Raw genomic sequence first — 26,436 nt, 5'->3', positions numbered from 1 at the left:
GCGCCTAGTTCCGGGGTGCGTTCCCCGCCAGCTCGCGCAGCTGCGAGAGCATGGCCTGTGGGCGTTCGGGGCTGAGCAGCAGGTAGCGGCCGTTCCGTTGTGGCAGCACCAGCACCCGTTCGCGATCGGTCAGCAGGCAGAATGCGCGCGTGCGATTGCGCAACAGGCAATGGCCGGCGGTGAAGCCGGGCAGCGACATGCCGAACAGGCGCAGCCAGGGGCGGTACTCCGGGTGTTCATCGAGGTTGACGATCCGGGCCCGCTCCAGATCCAGGTCCGCGATGGCGATCGTGTGCGTGAACACGGAAGCTGCCATGACCCGCAACGCGCCGCCCTCGACCCGGATGCGCCGATACTGCAGAAGGATGAAGGGACCGATGACCACCAGCGCGCAAGCGAACGGCGTGATCAGCCACGGGGGTACCGGTTCGGTCGTGGCCGGCCGCGCGGACGGAGTCATGTAGGCCACGATCACGATCAGCACCCACAAGGCGGGGAAGAACCAGGTCGTGCGATGCGCCAGCGGCGCGGACGGAAAATCCCGGGTGTCTGGGGAGCTCAAGGCTGATCCTCTTCGCTTCGTGGACACGTTGGTCTCAGGGCTGCCGATGGCTGACGGGCTCAGCGCAACAGCAAGGTGATGAGGCCGCCGCAAAGCAGGGCCAGCGAGGCGGTCAGCAGCAGCGTGACGATCCGGCGGGCGTGCCCGGGATGACGGCGTTCGATCAGCTTGACGACGTGCAACATGGTGATCTCCTCGTGGGACTGGATGGCCGGATCGGGCGGGACCGGGATTCCGGGCGGCGGCGCCGGGACGTCAGGCGGGTTTCTTGAAGAACAGGCGGATCGAGTCGGCGGCGTTGGACTGCACGACCGCGACCAGCTCCCAACCCTGCTGGCCGTGCTTGTCCAGTTCCTGCTGCACGCGCTCGGTGTGGTTGGCGAAGAGCTTGTACGCGATCTCGACGACCTTGTGCTGCCAGCGGCTACTCATCGTGGGATTCTCCGTTGTGGACGTCTTCGGCCGGCTCCGGCGACGACCGGGACTGCGGCCGAGCCAACCGTCCGGCCTTGCGCAACGCGTCGCGCAGTACGTACTCGATCTGTGCGTTGAGGCTGCGCAGCTCGTCGTCGGCCCAGCGCTGTGCAGCCTCCAGGACCTCGGCGTTGATGCGCAGCGGATACGCCTTCTTCGGCGTGCCTGGCGACTTCTCGCTCACGGCTGTCCGTTCCCTCCGCCGTGTCGTTGCCCCGGCGGCAGGTAGTCGCGTCTGGCGCGTCGTATGGCGAGGACCAGGGCGACACCAAGACCGTTCACCGCGATCAGCAGGCCCACCGTGACCGCACCCACGCGTGCCTGCATGCCGCCGGCCCAGTACATGCCGGCGGCGCCGAGCAGCAGGGCGACCCCGACCAGGCCGAGCAGCCGCGACATGCGCGCCGCGATCCGCTGCGGGTCGCGCAGCCGGCCTGCATCCAGCCCGTTGAGCCAGTGCAGGTCGCCACGGGCCACCCGGTAGGCGATCGCGAACATCGGCAGGCTGCCGGCGGCGAGGAGGGTGGGTACGAGCAGGTCTGTCATCGGTAGGTTTCCATGAAGAACCCGCGCGTCGACGGGCGGCTTCCTGCGCATGAATACGCGATCGCTCGAGAAATCCGCGTACGGGTGTGCGGGTTCCTGCGCATGGACGTGCGATCAGTAGAGCGTGCCGGCGTTGACGATCGGCTGGGTGCTGCGATCGCCGCACAGCACCACCAGCAGGTTGCTGACCATCGCCGCCCGGCGCTCCTCGTCGAGATCGACCACGCCGTTCTTCTGCAGTTCCGCCAGCGCCATCTCGACCATGCCGACGGCGCCGGCGACGATCCGCGTACGCGCCGCGATCACCGCGTTGGCCTGCTGCCGTTGCAACATCGCGTGGGCGATCTCCGGCGCGTAGGCGAGATGGCTGATGCGGGCCTCCAGCACGTCCACGCCGGCGGCGGTCAGGCGTTCGTCGAGGTGCTCCTTCAGGCGGTCGGAGATCTCGTTGGGATGGCTGCGCAGCGAGATCTGGCCGTCCTCGTGCTGGTCGTAGGGATAGCTGGTCGCCATCGCGCGCAGCGCCGCTTCGGACTGGATATGGACGAAGCTCTCGTAGTCGTCGACGTTGAACACCGCCTCGGCGGAGTCGACCACTTTCCACACGATCACCGCGGCGATCTCGATCGGGCTGCCGTCGAGTTCGTTGACCTTCAGCCGGCCGCTCTCGAAGTTGCGCACCCGCAGCGAGACCTTGCGCTTGCTGTAGAAGGGATTGTTCCAGCGCAGGCCGTTCTCGTGCACCGTGCCGACGTACTTGCCGAACAGGCTCAGCACCGCCGACTGGTTCGGTTGCACGGTGTACAGGCCGATCAGGCTGAGCAACGCGAGCACGCCCAGCAACACGCCACCGACCAGACGGATCGTGGAGGGCTCGCCGGTCTGCGGGTCGGCCGCGGTGCCGCTGACGAACAACCAGCCGGCGAAGAGGGCGGTGGCCAGCACCCCGAGCAGGAACGGGATGCCGGACAGGGAGCGGATCGGGTTCTCTTTCATGGTGTGGGCCTCGTTTGGATGTCTGGAATATTGATATCAAATTGATATCAAAATCAATGGAGATCAGACGAACGGTACCCGCGACGGCCGGCTCCGGTCCGTCGATTGCATGCGAATTCCTTTGGAATCAGGAAGATGTGGGGGAGTCAGAGGCCGACGCGGAAGGTGCGCCGATCAGGTAGAGCGGCGCGGGGATGAACTCGCCGGTCGTGAACACGCCGCTGCCATCGCGGTTCCATCCCATCGCCTCGGCCTGTGGCAGCCACGGCAGAGCCGTCAGCACCGGCGCCCGCGAAACCGCCTGGCCCCAGTTCTCGGCGCCGATGCGGGAGTAGAACAGCAGGTCCTTGTAGGTCATCACCGCGAGCGTGCGGCCGTCTGGCGAGACGTCGGCAGCGGTGACCTGGTGTTCGACCTGCGACCGCCGGGGGGCGTTTTCGGGCAGGTCGGTCGCGGGTGCCGGGACCCCGGCCAGCGCGCCGATCGGACTGGCGGTCTGCAGGCCGGTGCCGTACGGGCGCAACGGCAGCGAGAACAGCTCCGGCGGCGTGCGCTTCTTCGACACCAGCAGCACCTGGCCGCCTGCGGCGTCGACCGCGACCGCTTCGCAGTCTCGGGCGCCGTCCGGCCAGCGGAACGCGATCGACCAGGCCGGGGTCAGGCGGGCATTCTCCAGCGTCTCCGGCTCCTCGAAGACATGCAGTTGCAGGCTGCGGCGCAGGCCACCGTTGTCGCCGGTGTCGGCGACCAGCAGATAGGAGGTGCCGTCGAGTTCGAAGCTGGCCATGTCCTCCCAGTCGGTCTTGGTCACGCCCTCGACGCGGAAGGTCGCCAGCCGGGTGCCGCTCTCATCGGTCGCGAACAGGCGCTCGGGATTGCCGCCGTCGTCATGCATCCAGATCACCCCGGGATGGCGGCGCGAGACCGCCAGGCCGCTGATCTCGCTCATCTGCGCGTCCAGCAGCACGCCCATCAACTGCGTGCCGTGCTCCTCCACCGCATGGTCGCGGCCGCTGCAGGCGACGACCAGGCACCCCGCCAGGCATCCTGCCAGCGCCGCGCGCACGGCGCGGCGGGCAAGCGTGCGGGTGCCACGCCCCCGTGGAGGGGCGGTCGGCGACGTGGACACTGGCGGCGGCGCGGGCGGCATCGCCGAAGGATCGCATGGCCGTTGCGGGCACCCAAGCCGGTCGGGCGTCGAAGTTAGACTAGTGCCCCATTCCCGCCACCGAGGCCCCGCATGACCACCGTCGGAACCCCGCTCTCGCCCCACGCCTTCCGGGTTCTGCTGCTGGGTTCGGGTGAGCTCGGCAAGGAGGTCGCGATCGAGCTGCAGCGCTTCGGCGTCGAGGTGATCGCCGCCGACCGTTACGCCGACGCGCCGGCGATGCAGGTCGCCCATCGCAGCCATGTCCTGGACATGCTGGACGGCCAGGCCGTGCGCGAGCTGATCGGTGCCGAACGCCCGGCGCTGATCGTGCCGGAGATCGAGGCGATCCACACCCAGACCCTGATCGAGCTGGAGCGCGAGTTCGCCGAACGCGGTTCCGATACCCGGGTGATTCCGACCGCGCGTGCCGCGCGGCTGACGATGGACCGCGAGGGCATCCGTCGTCTTGCCGCGGAGACGCTCGGCCTGCCGACCTCGCCATATCGTTTCGTCGACACCGTCGAGGACTATCGTGCGGCGATTGCCGAGGTCGGGCTGCCGTGCGTGGTCAAGCCGGTGATGTCGTCTTCCGGCAAGGGCCAGAGCACGGTGCGCGGCGAGGCCGACATCGACGCCGCGTGGGAGTACGCGCAGACTGGCGGCCGCGCCGGCGCCGGCCGCTGCATCGTCGAGGGGTTCGTCGATTTCGATTACGAGATCACCCTCTTGACCGTACGCCATGCCGGCGGTACCGCGTTCTGCGCGCCGGTCGGCCACCTGCAGCGCGACGGCGATTATCGCGAGAGCTGGCAGCCGCAGCCGATGTCGGCGAGCGCGCTGCAGCGCGCCCAGCAGATCGCCCGCGCGATCACCGACGACCTCGGCGGCTGGGGGCTGTTCGGGGTCGAATTGTTCGTGAAAGGCGACGAGGTCTGGTTCAGCGAGGTGTCGCCGCGTCCGCACGACACCGGACTGGTCACGCTCGCCTCGCAGGTGCTGAGCGAGTTCGCCCTGCACGCGCGGGCGATCCTCGGCCTGCCGGTCCATGCCGATGCCGACGGCTGGATCGCGCACATGGGCCCCACGGCCTCGTGCGCGGTGCTCGCGCAGGGGCATGGCGTGCCGGTGTTCTCACGGGTCGATGCGGCGTTGGCGGAAGCCGGCACCCAGCTGCGCCTGTTCGGCAAGCCGCGGGTGGAAGGGCAGCGCCGGGTCGCGGTGACACTCGCCCACGGCGACGACGTCGAGCAGGCGCGCGCGAACGCGCGCGAGGCGGCGTCGAAATTGAAGGTTGACTTGCGTTGAATGCAGAGCATCGGCCTCGGATGGCGCGGATGAACCCGGATGAAGCCTTTCAATGTGCTCCATCCGCGTCCGTCGGTGTCGCTCCATGGTCGCCACATCCGGATGGGAGCAACGAATGAACGACACCCGCGGCTATGCCGTGTTCTTCTTTCCGCAGGCCGTCGAGGCGCTCGGCGGGGCGATCAAGCCCTATCTGCAGGGCGAAGCCGGCGCCGAGCACGTGATGTGCCGCGAGATCGACACCGGCGGCGCCTTCATCAAGATGATCATGGACGGCCGTACCCCGGCCGGCGACACGATCGAGCTGGAACTGATGGTGCCGGCCAACATGGTACGGATGGTGGTGTCCGCGCGCAGCGAAGAAGCGTTCGGTTTCGGACCCAGGACCGCGTCCGCGGCGAAACCGGCCGCGACGGAGCCGGGCAAGACCCCGAAGTGATCCGGTATGGCGCTCAGCGCCCCGGGGCCGCATCGTCCGTGCCGATGGCGGTCCATTCGATGTCGACCCAGACCAGGCGGTGATCGCTCGCCGTGACCAGCTCCGCGCCGGGCTGGCCCGGCTTCGGCCAGAACACGCCGCTGCCGCGCACCGCCATGCCGACCGAGGGCAGCACGTAGTCCAGCCGCAGGGTGCCGACGCGCGCACCGTAATCGCCGGTCGCATGTGCCGCCGCGCCGCGGCGGACGAGGTGCGGATAGCGTGCGGCCGTCTCGACGGCGCCCTCGCTGCGTGGTGTCGGCATACGCGCGACCCGCGGATGTTCGAGCAGTTCGAGGATTGCGGCATGGTCGCCATCGCCGTCGGATGGGTCGTTGTTCAGGTCGCCGACGATCACGAAGCGCGCATCCTCCGCCAGACCGCCGCAGCGACCGGTGTCGTCGCACAGCCATGAGAGGTCGCCGCCGCCGATGTACTCGCGCCACAGCCTGATCTCGTCCGCGTTGCGCGCGCCGTTGCGATCCTCCGGACCGTCGAAGACCGGAGGGGTCGGATGGGCGGCGAGCACGTGCAGATCGCCGCCGGGCAGGCGCACCGGCACGTCCCAGTGCGACTTCGAGGAAAGCCTCAGCCGGGACCAGATCGCCGGCGGATAGTGGGCGATGCCGGTGGCGGGATCGCGTGGCTGGCGCGCTCCGGGCATCGCGCTCCATTTCAGGTGCTGGAACGTACGCGCGGAGGCGGCGTCTATCGGATATCTCGAAAGCAGCAGCATTCCGTACTGGCCCGGGTGCAGGCCGTAACCCCAGGCGTCGTTGCCGCGCTCGCGGCCGCCGCCTCCGACCTCGCCATTGCCATCCAGGTCCAGGCCGCTCGGCACTCCGGTGTTGACCGGAGCGAGGTAGCGATAACCGTAGTGCAGCGGCGCACCGCCGCCGGGCTGCGCGATTTCGAGATAGCGGCGCTGGAACAGTTCGGCCGCGCGATGCGCGCCGTCGTAGTCGAATTCGTTGAGCAGCACGACGTCCGGGCGCACGCGTTGCAGCACGGCGGCGATCCTGGCGGCATGGCCATCGCCCGCCTGGAGCCGGCCGACGAGACCGCCGGTGGCCTCGTCGTAGAGCGAGGTGTTGTAGGTCGCCAGGCGCAGGGTGGGCGGGGATGGGGCAGTCATCGATCCGGTGGAGTCGGGGGCGCCGTGGACCTGCACGCGCACGCAGCCCGTCAGCGCCAGCATGGCAACGGTGGAAGCAAGGGCGAAGGCGCGTGGCAGGACGGTGACGACGCGGCAGCGCGTCGATGTACGGCGGGACAGGGGGGTCATGCGTTGTCCGTGATGTCGTCGTCTGCGGCAGGAGGGACGTCCGTCAGGAGGCGCTCGGGCGCCTCGCACTCGTCGAACGCGTGCCAGCGGCGGCCGTCGAAGCTCTCGAGCGGATGGAAGCGGCGCTTGTAGTCCATCTTGGCGTGGCCGGCGATCCAGTATCCGAGGTAAAGGTGTTCGCGGCGTTCGCGGCGGGCCCACTCGATCTGCTTGAGGATCGCCAGCGTGCCGAGACCGCGTCGCGCGAAGTCCGGGTCGAAGAAGGTATACACCGCCGACAGCGCGTTCTCGGTGACATCGGTGACCGCGACCGCGAGCAGGCGCCCCGGGCGCGGCGGCCCGGCCTCGCGCAGCTCCATGAAGCGGCCATCGCTCCAGCTGCCGATCAGGAACTGGTCGAACTCGACCGCGCCGTGCCCGTCCATGCCGCCGCCGGCGTGGCGGGCAGCCAGGTAGCGCCGATACAGCGCGAGCTGTTCGCTGGTGCGCACCGGCTGGCAGATCCGCATCTCGACGTCGGCGTTGCGTTTCAGACAGCGGCGCTGGCTGCGGTCGGGGCGGAACCGGTCGACCGGAACGCGCACCGCCACGCAGGCCCGGCAGCCGTGGCAGTGCGGCCGATAGACGATGTCGCCGGAGCGTCGGAAGCCCCACTCCAGCGCCAGCGGATAGCGCTGGGCAAGGCGCGGGTCGCGCGGATCCAGCACCAGGTCGCGGGCGATCCGTTCGGGCCAGTAGCCGCACGCGTGCTCGCCGGTGTGGAACAGGCGCAGATCGTTCTCGTCCGGGGCGGGGGAGTTGCCCATGTCGTCAGTCTAGGGCCTGTCGGCGCCGGCTGCGCAAGCCAGGGTGTCCATGGGCTGAACCGCGCTGCCGCGCCGTTGTCGGCGTGTTGTCAACGCGAACGGCAGGCAGGCGTTGTTGGGGACAACGGCGCATCCCGAAGCTGCTTCCCGTCCGCCGCGCCGCAAACCGGAGAACATTCGATGAACCGTCCCATTCCCTTCCGTCACAGTGCTTTGGCCGTGGCAATGGCCCTGGCTGCCCTGGTCGCCGGCACCGCCTTCGCAGCGGGTGCCGACGGCAACCGAGAGCACGGCCACCCGCATCGCATGGCCAAGCTCGACAGCAACGGCGATGGCTCAATCGACCGCAACGAAGCGGCGGCGGCCCCACGCCTGGCCGGGCACTTCGACAGGCTCGATGCCAACGGCGATGGCCGTCTCGACGCATCGGAGCGTCCTGCCCGTCATGCCCGCCATCGCGATGGCCGGGGCCACGGCCGGCACGGTGGGCTGGCGCGCATCGTCGCCCTGGACACCGACCAGGACGGCCGGATCAGCAAGGTCGAGGCCGCCGAGGCGCCGCGCCTCGCCGGTCGTTTCGACGACATGGACGGCAATCGCGACGGCTACATCGTCCGCAGCGAGCTGCGCACCTACCGCGAGCGCATGCGCGCCGAGCACGTCGCCAGGGCGGCCGAACGACGCGAAGCGAAGTTCAAGCAGGCCGACGGCAATGGCGACGGGCGGTTGAGCCGTTCCGAAGTCGAGGCGGGCATGCCGCGCATGAGCGGCGCCTTCGCCTTCATGGACGAGAACCGCGACGGCTACCTGAGCCGCGAGGAACTGCAGCCGCCGCGGCGTCGCTGACCCGTCCGGACGTGCAGACGGAACGCCGGCCGGGGAGGTGCCCGGCCGGCGGATGCCGTGTTGTCGCGTCGTGATGTGCGCGGGCGGGGCGCGAAGCCGGTACCGCGACGGCTCAGGTCGCCTGGTACAGCGGGTACAGGTTGCTCTCCTCGCGCTCGATGCGCTGGGCCAGCAGACCGCCGACCGCACTGTAGTCGCTCACGAACTGCTCGCGGACGTTCGCATCGAATGCGGCGAACTGGTACTTCTTGACGAAGTCGACGACGCCACGCGCGATGGTGTTCATCTCGCGGCGGAAGTCGCGCATCAGGTCCATGTCGTGCGCGTCGGGCAGGTGCTGCTCCAGGTACACATAGAAGCGCACGTTCTCGGTGAGGATGTGGGCCTCGAAGCGGGTCTTGAAGTTGACCAGTTCGCTGCGGATGTCGCCGAACTGGCCCGCTTCCAGCAGAGTGCCGATTCGCTGGTACAGCGCGACCAGATCTTCGTGATCGCCCTTGAGCCGCTCGATCAGCGTCGGGTCGTAGCTGATGGCCCTCGGCGCTCCGGAAGGATGCGCAACCGCGACCGGCGCCGCCGGCTCCTTGTTGCCGAACAGCCTGCTGAAAAACCCCATGATGGTGCTCCCCTGAATCATGCCGCTGGAATGGATGCCCCAGTATCGGCACAGACGGCGACAGGCGCTGCGGCCAACAGACGGATATGTGATAGCCCCCCCATTTTGATGAGGCATGTCGCAGGTTCAACGCGCGCTCGGGCGTTGCCGCCTGGCAGGCCGACGGCGTCGTACTGTGAAGATCCTGTCAATTCGACGCGTGCGCAGCGATACGCACACAGCATCCCCGGTCGCCGGAAGGTCCGCGGCTCCGCTCGCCCGCGTAAGCGCCGCCGGATGAGGAGGCGGTCACGCCTGCGGTGCGGCCGCCGTGCTCAGATCGCGATGTTGCGCAGCACCCGGGTGACCTGCCAACGGCCATCGGCCCGCCGCACTTCGAGGGTGCGGTAGTTCGCGAACATCCGGTGGTGATAGGCGCTGAAGTCGACTTCTCCGGCGTCGGCGGCGGACGGCCGGAAGTAGCTGACGTCGAACATCAGCGCCGGCCGGCCACTGGCGATGTGGGTGCTGCCCTCGGTTTCCTCGGCATTGCGCATGCAGGCCGAGGCGGAAACCAGCTTGAGCGCGCTGTCGGCCGGCAGCGAGGCCTGCAGCGATTCGATCAGCGGTGCGGGTGCGTCGCGGCCGTCGATCGACAGGCACGCGATGTCGAGCCGGGCCTGCGGCAGCTCGTGCGCGAACACCGCCTCGGCGACTGCGGGCAGCGTCGGTTGCGGGGTGCCGTCGAACGGCGGTTCCGGCGTCTGTGGCCGTATCGAGGTGGCATCGGTCGCATCCGGTGCAGGTGCGGGGGACGCAGCCGGTGTCGACGCAGTCGACGGTGCCTGCGGCCGGTTGCGGATCATCGACATCGTCATCGCGCCGGCTGCGATCAGCAGCACGACCAGCAGGCTGTACTTGATTCGCGAGATGCGGCGCCGGCGCGCATCGGCCTGGGCGACTTGAGCGTCGTCGCTGCGGAAACTGGCGACGAAGCTGTCGCGATGGCGGGTCGAGTCGATCAGGCCGGCTTCGCGCAGGATCTCGCGCGCGCGGACCTGGTCGTCGGACTTGACCACCCACACGGCCGGCTTCGGCACATCGCCGTCACGGTAGCTGAAGGTGCCGCGGCGGTTGCCGCGGTAGGAGCGACCATCGGTGATCCGCACCTCGATGCCGGCGTCCTCCAGCAGACGGGCGACGCCTTCGACGTTCTCCAGACGCTGGCTGCTGAATACCTGCCGCATCGCCCTAGGACCTGTCGTCGCCGTCGGGGCCGGCCGCACCCGTGTGCGCGGGAGGCGGCGAAGTTCGGGTGTCTATCGGCATGAGCTTCCTCGTTCTTCCAGGTTCTGCGCGCGCATGACCGTGGCGCGATCGATCGCGATGGCGTTGACGGAGCCTAGTCCCTGGCCGGAACGTGGCGGGCGGCCGAGGCGTCGGCGACCACGCGGATCAGGCCTTCCTGGACGGTGCTGGCGACCAGGTGGCCGTCGCGGTCGAAGATCTGTCCGCGCGCCAGGCCGCGGCCGGCCTGCGCGCTGGGGCTGTCGATCGAGTACAGCAGCCAGTCGTCGGCGCGGAACGGGCGGTGGAACCACAAAGCATGGTCGAGCGAGGCCATCTGCACGTTCGGCTGGTAATAACTGATTCCGTGAGGAAAGGTCGCGGTGCCGAGCAGGTGGAAGTCGGAGGCGTAGGCGAGCAGGGCGCGGTGCAGCTCGGGTGCATCCCCGACCCGCTCGGCGAGCCGGAACCAGACCTGCTGGAACGGCGGACGCTTGGGCGGATTGAGTTCGTCGCGCGGGTACACGTGGCGGAACTCGAACGGGCCGCCGCGCGACAGCCAGCGCTGGATCTTGGTCGGCAGCTTGGCCATCACCTCTTCCGGCACCGGTGGCGCCGGGGCGATGTCCTCGGGTTTGGGCACCTCGGGCATCGACAGCTGGTGCTCGGCACCGTCCTCGTGCTTCTGGAACGAGGCGGCGAGGAAGAATATCGGCTGGCCGTGCTGGATCGCGGTGACCCGGCGCACCGAGAAGCTGCCGCCGTCGCGGGTGCGGTCGACCTGGTAGACGATCGGCGCCTCGATGTCGCCGGCCTTCAGGAAGTACGCGTGCAGCGAGTGCGCCGGGCGCGGTTCCTTCATCGTCGCCTGCGCCGCCGACAGCGCCTGGCCGAGCACCTGGCCGCCGAACACGTACTTGGTGCCGATGTCGCGGCTCTGCCCGCGGAACAGGTTGTCCTCGAGCCGCTCGAGCGACAGCAGTTCGATCAGTTCCGAAACGGGGGAGGCCATGCAGCGGACCAGGCGGAGTGAGGCAGGCCAGTATACCGGCGGCGTGGCGTCCCCAATGAGTTTCGTCCCGCACGGAGAGCGACGGGACGCGGGTCGCGGAGCCCGCGAAACCGCAGATCGCACCATCCGGTTCGCTGGCATGGCGTGTCGTGTCGGATACGCCGTTCGGTCATTTCGACCGGAGCGACCCGCGACTAGGGAATGCGTTCGAGCGGAACGGCTTCGAGCACTTCCCCCCACGGAAACAACGGACCCGGATCACGCTTGCGGCGCACCCGTTGCGCTGGATCATCGAGCGCGGGCACCTCGTCGGTATCCAGGTCTTCGTGGCCGGCGATCTGCCGCAGCGACGGCAGCGCGTCGCACAGATGGACGAGCAGGTCGATCAGCGCCGCGATCTGCGCGGCGGTGTACGGCTCTTCCATCGCCTGATGGGTCGCGTCGTGCCAGTGCGGCCAGCGGCCCCGGTTGACCAGCTCGATGCCGATCGCACGGGCGTTGTAGCCGCGCACGTGATGGGCGATGCGGGCGGGGTCGACCCACTGCTGCACGCTGCCGTCGCGATCGAGATAGAAATGGCCGCTGTTGCCGGTGCCACTGCCGGGGTAGTGGATGCGCTCGCCGTATTCGCGCGCGGTCGCCAGGTCCGGCAGTTCGGTGCAATGGATCACGACCAGGTCGACGCCGGCGATATCGCGCGCCTGCAGGCGGTTTTCGTAAGGCAGTGGTGCGTGGAGGATGGGTGGGGCCGGCATGGCCGGATGCTACCATCCGATCCCGGCTTTGCCGTGCCCTGCGCACGCTGCCGCGCCTTCCGGAGCCTCCTCCATGACCTTGCCCCCCGCCGACTCATCCCTAGGTCGCCTGATGACCCGTCTGCCGCGTACCGGCCGGGTCGAATGGATCGGACTGCGTCCGGCGCGCAACGTGTCGATGCGCTCCGTCGACCGCGTCGAAGCCCGCGCCGGCGGCGGCCTGGCCGGCGATCGCTACGCGGGCGGCAGCGGCAAGCGCGGCATCACCCTGATCCAGGCCGAGCACCTGCCGGCCATCGCGGCACTGGCCGGACATGCCTCGGTCTCGCCGGAGATCCTGCGCCGCAACCTGGTGGTGTCGGGCATCCCGCTGATCGCGCTGAAGGGGCTTCGCCTCCGCATCGGCGGACTCGTGCTCGAAGGTACCGAGGCCTGCGATCCATGCTCGCGGATGGAGGACGCCCTCGATCCCGGCGGCTACAACGCGATGTGCGGCATGGGCGGGCTGTGCGCCCGGATCGTCGAGGGCGGCGTGCTCGCGCTCGGCGGCGCCGTCGAGGCGCTGGCCCCGCACCACGGCGACGAGAACGGCTGAGACATGCGCGGACACTGCATTCTTTCCCACGGTTTCGAGAGCGGTCCGGACGCGACCAAGGTCACCGCGCTGGCCGAGGTCGCCGGGCGTCTGGGCTGGAGCCACGAGCGCCCGGACTACACCGATCTGGATGCCCGTCGCGAGGTCAGCGAACTCGGCGACGTGCCGGCCCGGTTGCAGCGGCTGCTCGCGCTCGCGAAGGCGGCCGCCGTGCGCGGCCCGCTGCTACTGGCCGGTTCCAGCCTGGGCGCGTGGATCTCCGGGCGGGTGTCCCTGCAGGTGCCGGTGGCGGGACTGTTCCTGATGGCGCCGCCGGTGCGGATGGGCGAGGCGCCGCCGCTGGAGGCTGCCGCGGTGCCGACCTCGGTCGTGCACGGCTGGCACGACGAACTGATCCCCGCTACCGACGTCGTGACCTGGGCGCGGCAGCGCAATGCACGGCTGCTGATGGTCGACGACAGCCATCGCCTTTCCGGTCACGTCGAGGACAGCGCGGAGGCGTTCGCCGCCCTGCTGCGTTCGCTGGCCGGGCCGGTGCACGCATGAGTGCCGGTACCACCGCCGAAGGCCATCGTTTCTTCGCCAGCTGCGGCAAGGGCCTGGAATACCTGCTTGCCGACGAACTGCTCGCGCTGGGTTGCGCGTCGGCGAAGGCGACCGTTGCCGGGGTCAATGCCGAAGGCATGCTCGCCGACGCGCAACGCGCGGTGATGTGGTCGCGGCTGGCCAGCCGTGTGCTGTGGCCGCTGGCCGAATTCGACTGTCCCGACGAGGCGGCGCTGTACGCTGGTGCGCGTGCGCTCGACTGGGCCGCGCAGCTGGAACCGCGCCACGCGATCGCGGTCGATGCGCACGTGTCCGGTGCCGCGATCACCCATGCGCGCTATGCCGCTCAGCGGGTCAAGGACGCCGTCGTCGACGCGATGCGCGAGGCCACGGGTACCCGTCCGGACGTCGACCTGGAGGCGCCCGACCTGCGCCTCAATCTGGTCGTGCGCAAGGGCCGCGCGATCCTGTCGGTCGATCTGGGGGGCGGTCCGCTGCACCGCCGCGGCTGGCGTCGCCGGCAGGGCGAGGCGCCGCTGAAGGAGACCCTCGCCGCTGCCGTCCTGCTGCGCGGCCAGTGGCCGAAGCTGCACGCGGCCGGGGGGGCGTTGCTCGACCCGATGTGCGGCAGCGGCACCCTGGTGATCGAGGGGGCGCTGATGGCGGCCGACGTCGCCCCGGGCCTGTCCCGCTACGAGGGCCTTGCGCCCACCCGCTGGCGCAGCTTCGATGCGAACGGATGGCGCGCGCTGGTGGACGAGGCGCAGGCGCGTGCGGCGGCCGGACGGGCAGCGCTGCAACCGCGCTTCGCCGGTCGCGACAGCGATCCGCAGGCGATCCGTGCCGCGCGCGAGAATGCCGCGCGCGCCGGGCTGGAGGACATGATCGACTGGCAGGTGGGGGATATCGCCACGCTGGAATCCGGGGCGCTGCCGATCGCCGATGCGCCTGGGCTGGTGGTCTGCAATCCACCCTACGACGCGCGCCTGGCCGCCGATCCCGCGCTGTACCGCCTGCTCGGCGACGCGCTCGGGCGCGCGGTGCCCGACTGGCGCGCGAGCCTGCTGTGTGGCGACGCCGAACTCGCGCGCGCGACCGGCCTGCGGGCCATGAAGGTCTATCCGGTCTTCAATGGCGCGATCGAGTGCGCGCTGATCGCCGTCGACCCGGTCCGCCCTCCACAGCGTGTCGAAGATGGTCCGCGCGAACTCAACGATGGCGCGACGATGGTCGCCAACCGCCTGCGCAGGAATCTGCGGAAACTGAAAGGCTGGCGCAGGCAACAGGGCATCGGCTGCTTCCGCGCCTACGACGCCGACCTGCCCGAATACGCAGCGGCGATCGATGTCTACGAAACCGATGAATCGCCGCCGCGCACCTTCCTGCACGTGCAGGAGTACGCCGCGCCGGCCAGTATCCCCGAGGCGGATCAGCGCCGTCGCCGCAACGAACTGCTGGCCGCCGCGCGCGAGGTGTTCGGCGTACCGCGCGAGCAGCTCGCGCTGAAGACCCGTGCGCGTGGCAAGGGCGGGAGCAAGTACGGCGCCTTCGACCAGCGCGGCGAACTCCTCGTCGTGCGCGAGGGCGCGGCGCGACTGCGCGTCAACCTGTTCGATTATCTCGACACCGGCCTGTTCCTCGACCATCGGCCGATGCGCCAGCGGCTGCACGAGGAGGCCCGCGGCAAGCGCTTCCTCAACCTGTTCGGCTACACCGGCGCCGCCACGGTGCAGGCGGCGGTCGGCGGTGCGGCCGCTACCACCACCGTCGACCTGTCGGCGACCTACCTGCAGTGGTGCGCGGACAACCTGGCCGCGAATGGCATCGGCGGCCGCACGCATGCGCTGGTGCAGGCGGACGTGATGGCCTGGCTGGCCGCCGACCGCGGCGAGTACGACCTGGTGTTCTGCGATCCACCGACGTTCTCCAACTCCAAGCGCGCCGACGACTTCGACGTACAGGCGCGGCATGTCGAACTGCTGAAGCTGGCGGTGGCGCGGCTGGCACCCGCCGGGGTGCTGTACTTCTCCAACAACTTCCGCCGCTTCCGCCTCGACGACGCGGCCGTCGCCGTCTTCGCCGACTGCGAGGAGATCAGTGCCGCGACCATCCCGCCGGACTTCGAGCGGAACCCGCGCATCCACCGCTGCTGGCGGCTGACCCGCAGGCGCTGAGCCGGGCCTCGGGACCCAGGACCTGGAGCGCGAAGTCCCGGGCTTGAAGCATCGGGTCCGGGACCTCACGCGCGAGGTCCGGGACTTGATGCGCCAGGTTGCGGATTCGAAGCGCGAAGTCCCGGACCAGAAGTGCCGGGTTCCGGAACTGGTGCGCGAGGTCCTGGACCTGAGGCGCCAGGTCCCGGACTGGAAGCGCCAGATCGCGGATTCGAAGCGCGAAGTCCCGGATCTGGTAGGGACTCTGGGCTGTCGCTCTGGCGGCATGATTGAGCGCATTAGAGCTTCGGCTTTGATCATCGTTCCAATTTTGGAACGAATATGCGCCCCGACACGCGTTCCTGTCGGCCTGTCCGGGCGCATCCTTTCTCCAGCCCCATACCTGCCCGTGCCGATACCGACGGCTACCGGCCAACCGATTGGAGACACGACCATGAACACTTCCTCGACCGACACCCGCGATGCCCGGGTCAACCGCCTGGTTCGTGGCCAGCCGGCCTCCGACGGGGCCGGCGTGCGCCTGACCCGCGTCATCGGCGGGCCGGTGCTGCCCGATCTGGATCCGTTCCTGCTGCTGGACGAATTCGGCACCGACCGGCCCGAGGACTATCTGGCCGGGTTTCCGGATCACCCGCACCGCGGCTTCGAGACCGTGACCTACATGCTCGACGGCCGCATGCGGCACAAGGACAACCACGGCAACGAGGGTGTGCTGGTGCCCGGCAGCGTGCAGTGGATGACCGCCGGCCGCGGCCTGGTGCACTCGGAGATGCCCGAGCAGGAAGAGGGGCGGATGCGCGGCTTCCAGCTGTGGGTGAACCTGCCTTCGCGCGACAAGATGACCGCACCGCAGTACCAGGAGTTCGCGCCCGACCGCATTCCGCAGACGACGCCGGCGCCGGGTGTTTCGGTGAAGGTGATTGCCGGCGAGGTTGGCGACAGCCGCGGCCCGATCGTGCAGCCGGCGACCGATCCGGTCTATCTCGACATCGCGCTCGAGCCTGGTGTCGCCTGGACGTACGGGCTGCCCGAGGGGCACAGCGCATTCGCGTACGCCTACGAGGGCGGCATCGCGATCGGCGAAGGCGAGGATGCCCGCGACGTGCCGGCGCAGACCCTGGCCGTGCTCGGCGGCGGTGAACGCCTGCTGCTGCGCGCGGGAGAAACGGCGGCGCGTCTGATCCTGGTCGCCGGTCGCCCTTTGCGCGAGCCGGTCGCCCGTTACGGTCCGTTCGTGATGAACACCAAGCAGGAAATCATGCAGGCCTTCGTCGACTACCAGGAAGGCCGGTTCTGAGGGACCGCCCCCGGGTCCGCAGGAAATCGACAGAAGGAGAGCACCGATGGCAAAACGCGAACATCGCTACCGGATCACCGTCGAGCATCTGGCGGCGCCGCGCGGGGGCATGCTGCTGCATGACCCGCTGGTGTTCGAGGACGGCAACCACGACGACCTGTTCCGGATCGTCGGCTTGCAGCGCGACAGCGGCCGCTTCGCCAGCGAAGACGAGGCGGCCGCGTTCGCTGTCGGCCTGAAGCTGCTCAGCGAGGCGGTGCTGCGCAACCGCGATGATCCGTTGCTGCAGTCGCTGAAGCCGGCGCTCGGCGCGTTCATCGGCAAACTCAAGGCAGTGCACGAGGACGACGGAGTCTGAGCGCCGATGCCTGAAGCGAAGAAGGCCGCCCCCGGGGGCGGCCTTCCGTATTTCCGACCGCAGTCGCGGTACTCAGCGGTCGCCAACCACGTCCGGCCGCTCCGGCCCCAGTGCCCTGTAGAGGAAGCCGCCCAGCAGTCCGCCGAGGATCGGCGCCAGCCAGAACAGCCACAGCTGCGACAGCGCCCCCGAGCCGGCGAACACCGCTACGCCGGTCGAGCGCGCCGGATTCACCGAGGTATTGGTGACCGGGATGCTGATCAGGTGGATGAGCGTGAGTGCCAGGCCGATCGCGATCGGGGCGAACCCCGCCGGCGCGCGGCTGTGGGTCGCGCCCATGATCACGACCAGGAACATCGCCGTCAGCACCACTTCGCACAGGAACGCAGCCGCGACCGTGTAGCCGCCCGGCGACAGCGGTCCGAAGCCGTTGCTGGCGAAATTGCCGGCCGCGGACGGATCCGGGGCGAAGGCCGGCGACCCGCTGGCGATCTGCCAGAGGATGAAGCCGGCGAACAGGCCGCCGAGTACCTGGGCGACGATGTACGGCACCAGGTCGCGCATCGGGAAGCGTCCTCCGGCCCACAGGCCGAAGCTCACCGCCGGGTTGAAATGCGCCCCCGAGATGTGGCCGAACGCGTAGGCGCCGGTCAGCACGGTCAGGCCGAACGCCAGCGACACTCCCAGCAGCCCGATGCCCAGCGGGTTGCCTTCGCCCCCGAAGTTCGCTGCCAGCACCGCGCTGCCACAGCCGCCCAGCACCAGCCAGAACGTGCCGAGGAACTCCGCACCGAGTCGTTTGATCATGGACTTTCTCCCCGAAAGTAGAATGGGCGGCGCGTGGCGCCGGTCAGCCGGGCACGGCCGAAGCCGACGCTAGTGCAAAGGCCGTGAAGGAATGTTCCAAATTGGTTAAGGGGCGGGGGCGTCCTGGAAGCACCGCGTCCGTTGCAGATGGCGCAGAGGGTCCGAACCTTGGGGGTGGGGGCCGAGGCACTGTCAGGCAGGGCCGAGGGGCGGCGTGCGCGCGGTTGCGCGTGCGGCCACAGCGGGCCGTGCGGTAGTCCGACGCGAGCGGGCGCAGTGCCCGGAAGAAGAGCGACACCGGCCGATCGTTGCCGATCCCCGACGCCGGGGACGTCAGCGACCCGACGCGGAGAGCGACCGATCATCGCCTCCGCGCCCGGCCATCGTCTGCCGCCGCGTGCCGGTCAGTTGCTGCTGAGCTGCCGCTGCGGGTTGAAGCGCAGGTCGGCGGCCTGCCGATAGGACTCCTGCAACTGCTGCTCGTCCTGTGCCTGGACCCAGATGTGGGCGGTCCGGTTCTTGCCCACCTCCAGCAGTGTCTCGCGGGCGATCACGTCCGGCTTGCCGGCCAGCTCGCTGCGGTACCAGACCACCGCCTGCCCGTCGATCCGCCCGTCCTCGGCCTTGTTCGAGCGCTTGGGCTCGAATGCCGGATCCTTCGAAATGTACATGCCGAAGGCCTCGCTGCCGTCTTCACGCAACGCGCGGCAGAAATCGGCACCGTCCATGCCCCGGTATTCCCAGGTCAGTCCCGTCTCGGCCGGAAGTTCTGGACACCCTCCCTGGACATCCTGTGCGTGCGCCGCGGCCGTGGAAAACAGGCCCAGCAATGGCAGGGCCAGCACGCAGAACGTCTTGCAACGTGTCCCCATCTTCATGAAATCCCCCTGGCTACCGCGTGATCCAGGTGTTGCCACCCGGAATGGGTGTGCCGGCCACCGCGTGACCAACGTCACGACCATAAAGCAGACGGAGGGGATTGACAAATCACGCGGTCGTCACGTCGCGTGATATTTGTCACGATTTCGTGAATACGTCTGCCTCCGCGCCGATCAACGGTCGGGCAGGGGGATGAACTCGTCGTCGCCCTCGATCCGGCCGAACCGGCCCTCGAGCCAGTCCTGCTTGGCCTGTTCGATCCGCTCCTTCGAGCTGGAAACGAAGTTCCACCACAGGTGGCGGCGGCCGTCGAGCGGTTCGCCGCCCAGCAGCATCGCCTTGACCGTCGTCTTCGCCCGCAGCCGCGCGCGGCTGCCGGGGTCGAGCACGATCAGGTGCCGCTCGGGGATGTCAGCGCCGTCGAGCTGGGCCTGCCCTTCCAGTACGTAGAGCGCGCGTTCGGCGTGACGGTCGTCCAGCGCCAGTTCGGCATCCGCATCCAGGTCGATCGCGACGTACAAGGTGTCGGCAAACACCTTCACCGGCGACTCCTCGCCGAAGCCGCGGCCGGCGACCACCCGCAGCCAGCTGCCGTCGCGGCGCTGCTGCGGCAGGGTAGCGGCCTGGTGATGATGGAAGGATGGGGCGGTTTCCTCGTCGGCCAGTGGCAGCGCGACCCAGGTCTGCATGCCATGCAGCGGGTGCTCGCCCTCGCGCAGCGGCGCCGGCGTGCGTTCGGAATGGGCGATGCCGCGGCCGGCGGTCATCCAGTTGACGTCGCCCGGGTTGATGTCCTGCACGCTGCCAAGCGTGTCGCGATGGGTGATGGTGCCCGACCACAGGAAGGTCACCGTCGCCAGTCCGATGTGCGGATGCGGCCGCACGTCGATGCCGCGCCCGGGCTCGAACACCGCCGGGCCCATGTGATCGACGAAGACGAAGGGGCCCACGCTGCGGGCCTGAAGGGTGGGGACGGCGCGTCGGACCTGGAAGCCGCCGAGGTCGTGCACGCGGGGCGCGATGATCGTGGTCATGGTGGTGATCGTGATTGCGAGAGGCTCAAAGCTTGGCATCGTCGGCGTGAAGGCGAAGACCGGCGGTCGCGACACAGCGTTGCAGCGGCGGACAACGCGTGGGCGCGCGATGCGACCCCGTCGGGGCCGAGTTCAGGGCGCCGGACTGCCGCCCAGCCGCGCCCGCCCTTGGCGGTCGATGTCGATGACGTGGCGGTGGTCGTACTCGTCCTCGCCGATCGGGGCGATCTCGCAGCCGCACAGTGCGGAAGCGATCGCGGGCACGGTGTTGCTGTGGCCGACCACCAGCACCGTGCCGTGCGGATGCGCGGTACGCAGTGCGTCGACCAGCGCCGAGGCCGGCTGGTGCGGATCGTACTCGCTGACCTGCAGACCGTGCATGCGTGCGGTCGGCGATGCGGTGTCTCGGGTGCGGCGGTACGGCGTCGCATACACGGCCACCACCGGATCGCCGACGAGCGAAGCGGCCAGCCGCACGGCGCGCTCGCGGCCAGCATCGGTGAGTGCGGGATCGTCCGGTCTGGCCGTCGCCGCGTCGCCGCTTTGCTTCTCGGCATGCCGGACGATGACGAAGCGTGAAGCCTGCGGCTCGGCCTTCGCGGTATGCCCGCTCGTGGTGCACGCAGTCAGCGCCAGCGCGAGGGCGGCCATGCAGTGGAACTGCATGCGGTGGGACAGGAGGGCGGATCTGCTCATCGTGCCGGGCCGCTCAGGCCTTGTTCCTCGCGAATGCCAATGCGGTGGCCGCCGAGAGTACCAGCAGGGCCGCGATCCCGAAGGCCGGATGCTCGATCAGGAACCGCGGCATGTCCATCGGTGCCGGACTGCCCGGGCCGTGGCCGGAGAAACGGTGCGCCAACACCGATACGCACAGACATGCTGTTGCGGTCACGACCAGGGCCGCGCTGCCGCGAAGCCAGGCACGGTGTCTCGCAGGAACGGTCGGCGATGGCGGGTATCCGGTGGAACGCTTCGCGGCGGCTCGCATCAGCAGGCAGGTAGCCGCGGCCGCCAATCCGGTGCCGGCCAGGACGATGGCCAGCAACAGGGACGCGGAGTACAGCAGGTCCATCGTATCGCCCATCCGTACGCCGGCCGGCGCTGATCATCTCAGCGCGGTGCCTGCGTGGCCTGCGCTGCACGGAGAGGAGAACCGTCGATGCCGCCCGCCGCCTCGCTCTCCTGCTGCAGCGTGGGGTCGTCGACCTCGATCACCGCGTACCGCTCGCGGGCGCCTCGCGCCACCCGGCAGCGCACCGCGACATCGTCGCCGTGCACGCGCAACCGGCCCTGCACGTACAGGACGTTGCTGCGGTCGTGATACGAGGCCGCCCACTGGTACGGCGTCATGCCCAGGCCGATGTAGAGCGCCTCGGCCTCCTGCCGGCACCACGGCACCAGCTCGCTGGCCTGGTAGAAAACCCATTCGTCGTCATCGTGCGCGGACGCGGGCGCCGACAGGCACAGCGCGAACGCGAGCAGGACGTTCGTCAGCAACAGTCGCATCGTCGACCTCCATGTGCTTCCGGGACTCCCGCAATCTACCCGAATCGCAGCAGCGGCGGGCGCACTACACCGCCCGGGATTCAGGCACGGTACTGAACGCGTGAGCAGCCGGACGACGAGGCTCCGGGCCAGTCTGCCGGGCGTCGGATGCGGGAGCATCCTGTATCAATCTTCACGCCTGTCCCGGTCCTTGTCGTTACGAGCGGCGGCGATGCGGATGGCCCGGTTGCGGAAGAAGTCGACGAGAACGAGGGCGAGAAAAAGCACAGGAACGCCGACGAAGGCGTGTCCGCGATAGCAAAGAAATCCTCCGATCGCCGTCGTGACGACCGCGGTCGATCCCAGCAGGGCCAGTGGGAGGAATCCGGGAGTCAACGCCTGGTTCCAGTGGGAAACATGTCGCCGCGAACATGTTGCCGGAGCTCATGGGGATCGTGTTTCCGCCGCTGGAAAAGATCGATGTTCATCGTATTGCAGCTTATCGCAACGCAAAGGTCTGGAGGCGGCTGCTTCGTGGGCGCGCCAGTCGTCAGTGGTCGCGACTGGCCGGGTCATGATCGTGCGGGCGAGTTGCCGATGGCAAGGCCAGATACGAAATCCGCGACCTCGAGGGCGCATGGCTCTGTTGCAGCCTGCAGCAGCAGATGTGGTCCGGCGACGGTGACGGTACGGCAATGCGGAATGCCGTGCGCCACCAACTGGGCAGCAGATCGGCCAAGCAGCCGGTCGCGACTGGCCACCAGATGCATTGCCGGCATTCGTATGGAAGGCAAGACGGCCGACACATCCACGCTCATCGCCGCTGCGGCCCGGGCGCGTAGTACCGAGGGCACGACCGTATGCAGCGCCGACTGAAGAGCCGAGCGGAGGGGCGGCGTCGCCCACGATCCGAGCAGCCACCAGTACAGCAGCGGCATCGGCGGGCGAGCCGGGGCGAAGCGGACGAGCCCGGTCAACGGCGCCAGGGCGGGCACGGGCGAACGGGCAAAGGTAGTGGACAGCACCAGTCCGGCCAGGTTGGCCGGCGGCCGGGCCGCGATACGGATGGCCAATGGCCCCGAAAACGACTCGCCAAGCAACACGAAGGGTTCCGAGGCAGGCAATTTGGCTCGAACCAGGGATTCGAGCTGGGGATAGCCCAGCACGCGATCAGGCGGATAGGCGGTGGTGCGAGCCGGCAGCCCCGATTGCCGGATACGGGAGCAGAACGCTTCGAGCAGGGCCGTGGTGCCGTCGAGCCCGGGCAGTATCACGAGTGCTGTCATTCCATCCTCGACCCGGAGTGGGGCGACGTAGCCCCAGCAAGAGGTGTCAGTACGGCGGGAGTGGCGAGCATGTCATGCCGGCGAGAGCAAGAGGGACCGTCACTCGGAGCAGTTGCAGGAAAATCTGCATGAATCGTCCGAACATGATCAACGGCCTGGCACCCGCGGAGCCCCCGGCATGGAGCGATACCGGAAGCCTGCGTCAGGCGGCATCAGGAGACAAGTGCGACGGTCGCGTCTATCTCCGTTCCGGGATCTCGGGTGGATACGCAAAAGCCCGCCGATGGCGGGCTTTTGCGGGCGTGGTGCGTGCGCATGACGAACATGCGTGGCTCGCCGCGCGGGTGCCTGTCTCAGCTGTTGTCTTCGATGTCGGTGCTGGTGCCGTTGTGCTTAACCGATTCGATGCCGGCGTCGCGCGAGGCGGCGCTCGTGTACATCTGGCTGTTGCCGATCACCTGGTGGTTTCCGGCCTTCAGGGTGAAGTAGTGCTTGCCGGTCGATGTCTCCTTCTTCTCGTAGCGGGCGTCGTCGCTGCAGTTCTTCTGGACCGACGCGATGCCGTTCCTGGCCGAGTCCTTGGATTCATACATTTCGCTACTGAGGATGATTTCGCCATTGCCGGCCTTGAGGTTGAAGTGGAACTGGCCGTTTGCGGACTTCTTGAGTTCGAACTTTCCTGCCATCTGGCTTCTCCTGGTTTGGCACGTGGTCTGCGGCGCCGGACGCGGAGGCGCGACCGGGTCGCCGTCGGGTCCCATCAGGGTCCATTCGAGGGATAACGTCGAAAGGTACTCCCCGTGACGTGTACACAGTGGTCGCGCGACATTCGGCCCGGCCATGCACAGGTCCTGGCCGAGTCTGGTCGGGTGGTGTTTCACTTGCAACCGGCGCGGGAGCGAGGATTCGCCTCGTCCGGGCTCGTCGCGGTGAACTGCGCCATCGTCGGGGTCCGGTAGGGCGCGAATCGCGATAGAGTGGCCGGCAGTTTTCAGGGTGATGGATACGGGCCTGCATGCAGTCGATAGAGGATGTCCGCCTGGCCGTGATCGGGCTGGGTTACGTGGGGTTGCCGCTGGCGGTGGCGTTCGGCCGCCATCTGGACACGGTCGGATACGACATCGACGTGCGTCGCGTCGAGCAGCTGAGGCAGGGCCGCGACCGCACGCTGGAAACCTCGGCAGGAGAGATCGCCGCGGCGGGACGCCTGTCGTTCGCCACCGAACCGGCGGAGATCGCAGGCTGCAACGTCTACATCGTCACGGTGCCGACCCCGGTGGACGAGGCGAACCGCCCGGCGCTGGGCGCGGTCGAAGCCGCGAGTCGCATGGTCGGTGCGCTGCTGAAACGCGGCGACACCGTGATCTACGAATCCACCGTCTACCCGGGCACGACCGAGGAAGTCTGCGTACCGATCCTCGAGCAGGCGTCCGGACTGCGCTTCAACGAGGACTTCCATTGCGGCTACAGCCCCGAGCGGATCAATCCCGGCGACCGCCGGCGCCGGCTGGCGACGATCACCAAGGTCACTTCGGGCTCGACGCCGGAGGCGGCGGATTTCGTCGACCGCCTGTACGCGACCATCATCGAGGCCGGTACCCACCGTGCGCCGAACATCAAGGTCGCCGAGGCCGCCAAGGTCATCGAGAACACCCAGCGCGACGTCAACATCGCCCTGGTCAACGAGCTGGCGATGATCTTCAACATGATGGGGATCGACACCCGCGACGTGCTCGACGCGGCGGGGACGAAGTGGAACTTCCTGCCGTTCACGCCGGGTCTGGTCGGTGGCCATTGCATCGGCGTCGATCCGTACTATCTGACCCACAAGGCGACCGTGCTCGGTTACCACCCGGAGCTGATCCTCACCGCGCGCCGGATCAACAGCCGGATGGGGCTGCACGTCGCGCACCAGGTGTTGCGGCTGATGGCCGGCAAGCGCATCCACGTGGTCGATTCGAAGGTGCTGGTGCTGGGCCTGACCTTCAAGGAGGACTGCCCGGACCTGCGGAACACCCGCGTCGGCGAGATCGTCCGCGAATTGCAGGCCTCGCACGCGCGGGTGGACGTGCACGATCCGCTCGCCGACCCGGATGAGGCCCGCGAGGAGCTCGGCATCCGGCTTCTGGAAGCGCCGCGGCCGGGCGAGTACGACGCGGTGATCCTGGCAGTGCCGCATCGCGTGTTCCGCGACGGCGGAATCGCGATGGCGCGGGGCTACGGCAAGCCGGGTTGCGTGGTCTACGACGTGAAATCGGTACTGGGCGCGGAAGGCGTCGACGGGCGGCTGTAGGTCCTGCGCGGGCGATCTCACGGTCTGCGACCGCCCCGGGTACAGTGGATGTCCGTGTGAACGCATCGCCAGGAGCCGGCTTCCGGCAGTGATGGGTGCGGAACCGTCAGACCCAACACTCAACCCCTCCCCCCGAACATGTCGACAGTCCCCTCGAAGTCCGCCAAGTCCAAGGCCCGCACCGCCTATGTCTGCGCCGAGTGCGGTGCCGACCATTCCAAGTGGCAGGGCCAGTGCGCCGAATGCGGGGCCTGGAACTCGTTGAGCGAATTCGTCATCGAGCCCGCCGCTGCTGCCGCCAAGGGGGCGGCCGCGCGGCGCAGCGGCTGGGCCGGCAAGGTCGATCCGCCGAAGGTCACCGCACTCAAGGACGTCACCCATACCGAGGCCGAGCGGGTTTCCACCGGAATCGGCGAGCTCGACCGGGTGCTTGGCGGCGGCCTGGTGCATGGCTCGGTGGTACTGGTCGGCGGCGACCCGGGTATCGGCAAGTCGACTCTGTTGCTGCAGGCGGTCGCGAAGATGGCCGGCACGCTGCCTTCGCTTTACGTGACCGGCGAAGAGTCGCTGGCGCAGGTCGCCGGCCGAGGCGCTCGCCTCGGATTGCCGCTCGATGGCGTACATGCGCTGGCCGAGACCGGTATCGAGAAGATCCTCGAACAGGCGGCGGAAATGCATCCGCGGCTGATCGTCGCCGATTCGGTGCAGACGCTGTGGACCGAATCGCTGACCGCCGCCCCGGGTTCGGTCAGCCAGGTGCGCGAAAGCGCGGCGCGGCTGGTGCGCTACGCGAAGGAGACCGGCACCGCGGTGTTCCTGGTCGGCCATGTGACCAAGGAAGGGGGCATCGCCGGCCCGCGCGTGCTCGAGCACATGGTCGACGCGGTGCTGTACTTCGAGGGCGAGAGCGGCAGCCGCTTCCGGGTGTTGCGCGCGTTCAAGAACCGCTTCGGCGCCGTCAACGAGCTGGGTGTCTTCGCGATGGGCGACAAGGGCCTGCGCGAGGTGCCGAACCCGTCGGCGATCTTCCTGTCGGGCAGCCGAGAGCCGCAGCCGGGCAGTTGCGTGATGGTGACCCGCGAGGGTACCCGGCCGCTGCTGGTCGAGGTGCAGGCGCTGGTCGACGCGTCGCCGCTGTCGAATCCACGCCGGGTCGCGGTCGGCATGGAAGGCAACCGGCTGGCGATGCTGCTGGCGGTGCTGCACAGGCACGGTGGCGTGGGGGTCGGCGACCAGGACGTGTTCGTCAACGTGGTCGGCGGCATTCGCGTGCAGGAAACCGCCGCCGACCTGCCGGTGTTGTTGTCGGTACTGTCCAGCCTGCGCGATGCGCCGCTCGCCGAGCGCACCATTGCCTTCGGCGAGGTCGGCCTGTCGGGCGAGATCCGCCCGGTGCCCAACGGCGAGGAGCGCCTGAAGGAGGCGGCGACCCACGGTTTCAAGCGGGCGATCGTGCCCAAGGCCAACGCGCCGCGTTCCGGCCAGGTCGGCGAGATGCAGGTGGTCGCGGTGGAGCGCCTGGCCGAAGCGGTCGAGGCGGCGATCTGAGTCCGGGCGACGCTTGGGCTGTTGCCCTGTTCAGATT

At 68.8% G+C, this 26,436-nt stretch carries 32 protein-coding genes; 10 read left to right on the top strand and 22 right to left on the bottom strand.

Translation table 11 applies throughout. From position 1 onward, the window contains the following. Window positions 1-4: 4 nt before the first annotated feature. The 7 genes from L3V18_RS04780 to L3V18_RS04755 form a co-directional block, all read right to left on the bottom strand. Window positions 5-562: a PH domain-containing protein gene (locus tag L3V18_RS04780; protein WP_237053451.1), complete on the bottom strand. Its 558-nt coding sequence runs from the start codon at window positions 560-562 to the stop codon at window positions 5-7. 59 nt (window positions 563-621) lie between these two features. Beyond that, the gene (locus L3V18_RS19230) at window positions 622-747 is read right to left on the bottom strand and encodes a hypothetical protein (protein ID WP_255783672.1); all 126 of its coding nucleotides are present in this window, start codon (window positions 745-747) and stop codon (window positions 622-624) included. Between the two features lie 70 nt (window positions 748-817). Further along, window positions 818-994, bottom strand: coding sequence for a DUF4177 domain-containing protein (locus L3V18_RS04775; protein WP_237053450.1), 177 nt, complete (start codon window positions 992-994; stop codon window positions 818-820). Then, window positions 987-1,220 carry a type II toxin-antitoxin system antitoxin gene (locus L3V18_RS04770; RefSeq protein ID WP_237053448.1) on the bottom strand — a complete coding sequence of 78 codons (234 nt, stop codon included), beginning with the start codon at window positions 1,218-1,220 and terminating at the stop codon, window positions 987-989. The genes L3V18_RS04775 and L3V18_RS04770 overlap by 8 nt, the downstream gene beginning before the upstream one ends. Further along, window positions 1,217-1,582 carry a hypothetical protein gene (locus L3V18_RS04765; RefSeq protein WP_237053447.1) on the bottom strand — a complete coding sequence of 122 codons (366 nt, stop codon included), beginning with the start codon at window positions 1,580-1,582 and terminating at the stop codon, window positions 1,217-1,219. The genes L3V18_RS04770 and L3V18_RS04765 overlap by 4 nt, the downstream gene beginning before the upstream one ends. A gap of 114 nt (window positions 1,583-1,696) precedes the next feature. Beyond that, window positions 1,697-2,578 carry an SPFH domain-containing protein gene (locus tag L3V18_RS04760; RefSeq protein WP_237053446.1) on the bottom strand — a complete coding sequence of 294 codons (882 nt, stop codon included), beginning with the start codon at window positions 2,576-2,578 and terminating at the stop codon, window positions 1,697-1,699. Window positions 2,579-2,705: 127 nt separating this feature from the next. Continuing rightward, complete coding sequence (locus L3V18_RS04755; RefSeq protein WP_237053445.1) at window positions 2,706-3,707, bottom strand: hypothetical protein; 1,002 nt, start codon at window positions 3,705-3,707, stop codon at window positions 2,706-2,708. A gap of 111 nt (window positions 3,708-3,818) precedes the next feature. Between L3V18_RS04755 and purT the strand changes: the two genes are divergently transcribed. Together purT and L3V18_RS04745 are read left to right on the top strand one after the other, a co-directional pair. Then, a complete protein-coding gene (gene purT, locus L3V18_RS04750; RefSeq protein WP_237053443.1) occupies window positions 3,819-5,033 on the top strand; it encodes a formate-dependent phosphoribosylglycinamide formyltransferase in 1,215 nt (404 codons plus the stop codon). Window positions 5,034-5,148: 115 nt separating this feature from the next. Then, the gene (locus L3V18_RS04745) at window positions 5,149-5,472 is read left to right on the top strand and encodes a hypothetical protein (RefSeq protein WP_237053441.1); all 324 of its coding nucleotides are present in this window, start codon (window positions 5,149-5,151) and stop codon (window positions 5,470-5,472) included. A gap of 13 nt (window positions 5,473-5,485) precedes the next feature. Here L3V18_RS04745 and L3V18_RS04740 read toward each other — a convergent pair whose 3' ends face one another. Next, a complete protein-coding gene (locus L3V18_RS04740) occupies window positions 5,486-6,709 on the bottom strand; it encodes an endonuclease/exonuclease/phosphatase family protein (RefSeq protein WP_425493470.1) in 1,224 nt (407 codons plus the stop codon). Window positions 6,710-6,792: 83 nt separating this feature from the next. Next, window positions 6,793-7,602 carry an arginyltransferase gene (locus L3V18_RS04735; protein WP_237053440.1) on the bottom strand — a complete coding sequence of 270 codons (810 nt, stop codon included), beginning with the start codon at window positions 7,600-7,602 and terminating at the stop codon, window positions 6,793-6,795. A gap of 225 nt (window positions 7,603-7,827) precedes the next feature. Between L3V18_RS04735 and L3V18_RS04730 the strand changes: the two genes are divergently transcribed. Next, a complete protein-coding gene (locus L3V18_RS04730) occupies window positions 7,828-8,448 on the top strand; it encodes an EF-hand domain-containing protein (protein WP_237053438.1) in 621 nt (206 codons plus the stop codon). Window positions 8,449-8,560: 112 nt separating this feature from the next. Here L3V18_RS04730 and L3V18_RS04725 read toward each other — a convergent pair whose 3' ends face one another. From L3V18_RS04725 to L3V18_RS04710, 4 genes are all read right to left on the bottom strand, one after another. Next, entirely contained in the window at window positions 8,561-9,064 is a 504-nt protein-coding gene (locus tag L3V18_RS04725; protein ID WP_237053437.1) for a hemerythrin domain-containing protein, read from the bottom strand. Window positions 9,065-9,378: 314 nt separating this feature from the next. Next, window positions 9,379-10,290: a hypothetical protein gene (locus L3V18_RS04720; RefSeq protein ID WP_237053436.1), complete on the bottom strand. Its 912-nt coding sequence runs from the start codon at window positions 10,288-10,290 to the stop codon at window positions 9,379-9,381. Between the two features lie 155 nt (window positions 10,291-10,445). Then, window positions 10,446-11,342 carry an acyl-CoA thioesterase II gene (gene tesB / locus L3V18_RS04715; protein ID WP_237053435.1) on the bottom strand — a complete coding sequence of 299 codons (897 nt, stop codon included), beginning with the start codon at window positions 11,340-11,342 and terminating at the stop codon, window positions 10,446-10,448. Between the two features lie 194 nt (window positions 11,343-11,536). Next, a complete protein-coding gene (locus L3V18_RS04710) occupies window positions 11,537-12,097 on the bottom strand; it encodes an N-acetylmuramoyl-L-alanine amidase (RefSeq protein WP_237053434.1) in 561 nt (186 codons plus the stop codon). Window positions 12,098-12,170: 73 nt separating this feature from the next. Here L3V18_RS04710 and L3V18_RS04705 point away from each other — a divergent pair, with 73 nt between their 5' ends. The 5 genes from L3V18_RS04705 to L3V18_RS04685 all read left to right on the top strand — a co-directional run bounded on the left by L3V18_RS04705 (window position 12,171) and on the right by L3V18_RS04685 (window position 17,067). Continuing rightward, window positions 12,171-12,692, top strand: coding sequence for an MOSC domain-containing protein (locus L3V18_RS04705; protein ID WP_237053433.1), 522 nt, complete (start codon window positions 12,171-12,173; stop codon window positions 12,690-12,692). Between the two features lie 3 nt (window positions 12,693-12,695). Continuing rightward, window positions 12,696-13,238 carry a hypothetical protein gene (locus L3V18_RS04700; RefSeq protein ID WP_237053432.1) on the top strand — a complete coding sequence of 181 codons (543 nt, stop codon included), beginning with the start codon at window positions 12,696-12,698 and terminating at the stop codon, window positions 13,236-13,238. Beyond that, a complete protein-coding gene (gene rlmKL, locus L3V18_RS04695; RefSeq protein WP_237053431.1) occupies window positions 13,235-15,412 on the top strand; it encodes a bifunctional 23S rRNA (guanine(2069)-N(7))-methyltransferase RlmK/23S rRNA (guanine(2445)-N(2))-methyltransferase RlmL in 2,178 nt (725 codons plus the stop codon). Before L3V18_RS04700 ends, rlmKL begins: the two co-directional genes overlap by 4 nt. A gap of 433 nt (window positions 15,413-15,845) precedes the next feature. Further along, complete coding sequence (locus tag L3V18_RS04690; protein ID WP_237053430.1) at window positions 15,846-16,709, top strand: pirin family protein; 864 nt, start codon at window positions 15,846-15,848, stop codon at window positions 16,707-16,709. A 46-nt stretch (window positions 16,710-16,755) separates the two neighbouring features. Continuing rightward, entirely contained in the window at window positions 16,756-17,067 is a 312-nt protein-coding gene (locus L3V18_RS04685; RefSeq protein ID WP_237053429.1) for a DUF3861 domain-containing protein, read from the top strand. A 72-nt stretch (window positions 17,068-17,139) separates the two neighbouring features. On the opposite strand, the gene aqpZ is transcribed toward L3V18_RS04685, so the two are convergent. The 9 genes from aqpZ to L3V18_RS04640 form a co-directional block, all read right to left on the bottom strand. Next, window positions 17,140-17,874, bottom strand: coding sequence for an aquaporin Z (gene aqpZ, locus L3V18_RS04680; protein ID WP_237053428.1), 735 nt, complete (start codon window positions 17,872-17,874; stop codon window positions 17,140-17,142). A gap of 404 nt (window positions 17,875-18,278) precedes the next feature. Next, window positions 18,279-18,752, bottom strand: coding sequence for a hypothetical protein (locus tag L3V18_RS04675; protein ID WP_237053427.1), 474 nt, complete (start codon window positions 18,750-18,752; stop codon window positions 18,279-18,281). A 174-nt stretch (window positions 18,753-18,926) separates the two neighbouring features. Next, complete coding sequence (locus L3V18_RS04670) at window positions 18,927-19,787, bottom strand: pirin family protein (protein ID WP_237053426.1); 861 nt, start codon at window positions 19,785-19,787, stop codon at window positions 18,927-18,929. Window positions 19,788-19,919: 132 nt separating this feature from the next. After that, on the bottom strand, window positions 19,920-20,483 hold the full coding sequence (locus L3V18_RS04665) for a SixA phosphatase family protein (protein WP_237053425.1): 564 nt from the start codon (window positions 20,481-20,483) through the stop codon (window positions 19,920-19,922). A gap of 13 nt (window positions 20,484-20,496) precedes the next feature. Further along, a complete protein-coding gene (locus tag L3V18_RS04660) occupies window positions 20,497-20,859 on the bottom strand; it encodes a hypothetical protein (protein WP_237053424.1) in 363 nt (120 codons plus the stop codon). A gap of 38 nt (window positions 20,860-20,897) precedes the next feature. After that, window positions 20,898-21,293 (bottom strand): hypothetical protein, encoded by a 396-nt coding sequence (locus L3V18_RS04655; RefSeq protein WP_237053423.1) that lies wholly within the window; start codon window positions 21,291-21,293, stop codon window positions 20,898-20,900. A gap of 165 nt (window positions 21,294-21,458) precedes the next feature. Then, window positions 21,459-21,668, bottom strand: coding sequence for a hypothetical protein (locus L3V18_RS04650; RefSeq protein WP_237053422.1), 210 nt, complete (start codon window positions 21,666-21,668; stop codon window positions 21,459-21,461). Window positions 21,669-21,844: 176 nt separating this feature from the next. Next, a complete protein-coding gene (locus tag L3V18_RS04645) occupies window positions 21,845-22,558 on the bottom strand; it encodes an alpha/beta fold hydrolase (protein ID WP_237053421.1) in 714 nt (237 codons plus the stop codon). Between the two features lie 353 nt (window positions 22,559-22,911). Next, window positions 22,912-23,244 (bottom strand): YegP family protein, encoded by a 333-nt coding sequence (locus tag L3V18_RS04640; protein WP_237053420.1) that lies wholly within the window; start codon window positions 23,242-23,244, stop codon window positions 22,912-22,914. A 329-nt stretch (window positions 23,245-23,573) separates the two neighbouring features. On the opposite strand from L3V18_RS04640, the gene L3V18_RS04635 reads away from it, so the two are divergent. Beyond that, entirely contained in the window at window positions 23,574-24,851 is a 1,278-nt protein-coding gene (locus L3V18_RS04635) for a nucleotide sugar dehydrogenase (RefSeq protein WP_237053419.1), read from the top strand. A 138-nt stretch (window positions 24,852-24,989) separates the two neighbouring features. Further along, the gene (gene radA / locus L3V18_RS04630; RefSeq protein ID WP_237053418.1) at window positions 24,990-26,399 is read left to right on the top strand and encodes a DNA repair protein RadA; all 1,410 of its coding nucleotides are present in this window, start codon (window positions 24,990-24,992) and stop codon (window positions 26,397-26,399) included. Window positions 26,400-26,436 lie beyond the last annotated feature (37 nt).

The sequence above is a fragment of the Marilutibacter chinensis genome, assembly GCF_021725675.1.
Taxonomy (GTDB): Bacteria; Pseudomonadota; Gammaproteobacteria; order Xanthomonadales; family Xanthomonadaceae; genus Marilutibacter; species Marilutibacter chinensis.
This window is presented reverse-complemented; position numbering and strand designations above follow the sequence as displayed.

Excerpts from the sequence above, each read along its gene's own strand:
- L3V18_RS04660 (WP_237053424.1), bottom strand. The coding sequence starts at position 20,859 with ATGGACCTGCTGTACTCCGCGTCCCTGTTGCTGGCCATCGTCCTGGCC.
- L3V18_RS04725 (WP_237053437.1), bottom strand. The coding sequence starts at position 9,064 with ATGGGGTTTTTCAGCAGGCTGTTCGGCAACAAGGAGCCGGCGGCGCCG.
- L3V18_RS04740 (WP_425493470.1), bottom strand. The coding sequence starts at position 6,709 with ATGCTGGCGCTGACGGGCTGCGTGCGCGTGCAGGTCCACGGCGCCCCC.
- L3V18_RS04745 (WP_237053441.1), top strand. The coding sequence starts at position 5,149 with ATGAACGACACCCGCGGCTATGCCGTGTTCTTCTTTCCGCAGGCCGTC.
- L3V18_RS04710 (WP_237053434.1), bottom strand. The coding sequence starts at position 12,097 with ATGCCGGCCCCACCCATCCTCCACGCACCACTGCCTTACGAAAACCGC.
- rlmKL (WP_237053431.1), top strand. The coding sequence starts at position 13,235 with ATGAGTGCCGGTACCACCGCCGAAGGCCATCGTTTCTTCGCCAGCTGC.
- L3V18_RS04690 (WP_237053430.1), top strand. The coding sequence starts at position 15,846 with ATGAACACTTCCTCGACCGACACCCGCGATGCCCGGGTCAACCGCCTG.
- purT (WP_237053443.1), top strand. The coding sequence starts at position 3,819 with ATGACCACCGTCGGAACCCCGCTCTCGCCCCACGCCTTCCGGGTTCTG.
- tesB (WP_237053435.1), bottom strand. The coding sequence starts at position 11,342 with ATGGCCTCCCCCGTTTCGGAACTGATCGAACTGCTGTCGCTCGAGCGG.
- L3V18_RS04670 (WP_237053426.1), bottom strand. The coding sequence starts at position 19,787 with ATGACCACGATCATCGCGCCCCGCGTGCACGACCTCGGCGGCTTCCAG.
- L3V18_RS04640 (WP_237053420.1), bottom strand. The coding sequence starts at position 23,244 with ATGGCAGGAAAGTTCGAACTCAAGAAGTCCGCAAACGGCCAGTTCCAC.
- L3V18_RS04730 (WP_237053438.1), top strand. The coding sequence starts at position 7,828 with ATGGCCCTGGCTGCCCTGGTCGCCGGCACCGCCTTCGCAGCGGGTGCC.
- aqpZ (WP_237053428.1), bottom strand. The coding sequence starts at position 17,874 with ATGATCAAACGACTCGGTGCGGAGTTCCTCGGCACGTTCTGGCTGGTG.
- L3V18_RS19230 (WP_255783672.1), bottom strand. The coding sequence starts at position 747 with ATGTTGCACGTCGTCAAGCTGATCGAACGCCGTCATCCCGGGCACGCC.
- L3V18_RS04700 (WP_237053432.1), top strand. The coding sequence starts at position 12,696 with ATGCGCGGACACTGCATTCTTTCCCACGGTTTCGAGAGCGGTCCGGAC.
- L3V18_RS04720 (WP_237053436.1), bottom strand. The coding sequence starts at position 10,290 with ATGCGGCAGGTATTCAGCAGCCAGCGTCTGGAGAACGTCGAAGGCGTC.
- L3V18_RS04635 (WP_237053419.1), top strand. The coding sequence starts at position 23,574 with ATGCAGTCGATAGAGGATGTCCGCCTGGCCGTGATCGGGCTGGGTTAC.
- L3V18_RS04665 (WP_237053425.1), bottom strand. The coding sequence starts at position 20,483 with ATGAGCAGATCCGCCCTCCTGTCCCACCGCATGCAGTTCCACTGCATG.
- L3V18_RS04705 (WP_237053433.1), top strand. The coding sequence starts at position 12,171 with ATGACCTTGCCCCCCGCCGACTCATCCCTAGGTCGCCTGATGACCCGT.
- L3V18_RS04765 (WP_237053447.1), bottom strand. The coding sequence starts at position 1,582 with ATGACAGACCTGCTCGTACCCACCCTCCTCGCCGCCGGCAGCCTGCCG.
- L3V18_RS04655 (WP_237053423.1), bottom strand. The coding sequence starts at position 21,293 with ATGCGACTGTTGCTGACGAACGTCCTGCTCGCGTTCGCGCTGTGCCTG.
- L3V18_RS04775 (WP_237053450.1), bottom strand. The coding sequence starts at position 994 with ATGAGTAGCCGCTGGCAGCACAAGGTCGTCGAGATCGCGTACAAGCTC.
- radA (WP_237053418.1), top strand. The coding sequence starts at position 24,990 with ATGTCGACAGTCCCCTCGAAGTCCGCCAAGTCCAAGGCCCGCACCGCC.
- L3V18_RS04675 (WP_237053427.1), bottom strand. The coding sequence starts at position 18,752 with ATGAAGATGGGGACACGTTGCAAGACGTTCTGCGTGCTGGCCCTGCCA.
- L3V18_RS04735 (WP_237053440.1), bottom strand. The coding sequence starts at position 7,602 with ATGGGCAACTCCCCCGCCCCGGACGAGAACGATCTGCGCCTGTTCCAC.
- L3V18_RS04760 (WP_237053446.1), bottom strand. The coding sequence starts at position 2,578 with ATGAAAGAGAACCCGATCCGCTCCCTGTCCGGCATCCCGTTCCTGCTC.
- L3V18_RS04645 (WP_237053421.1), bottom strand. The coding sequence starts at position 22,558 with ATGACAGCACTCGTGATACTGCCCGGGCTCGACGGCACCACGGCCCTG.
- L3V18_RS04685 (WP_237053429.1), top strand. The coding sequence starts at position 16,756 with ATGGCAAAACGCGAACATCGCTACCGGATCACCGTCGAGCATCTGGCG.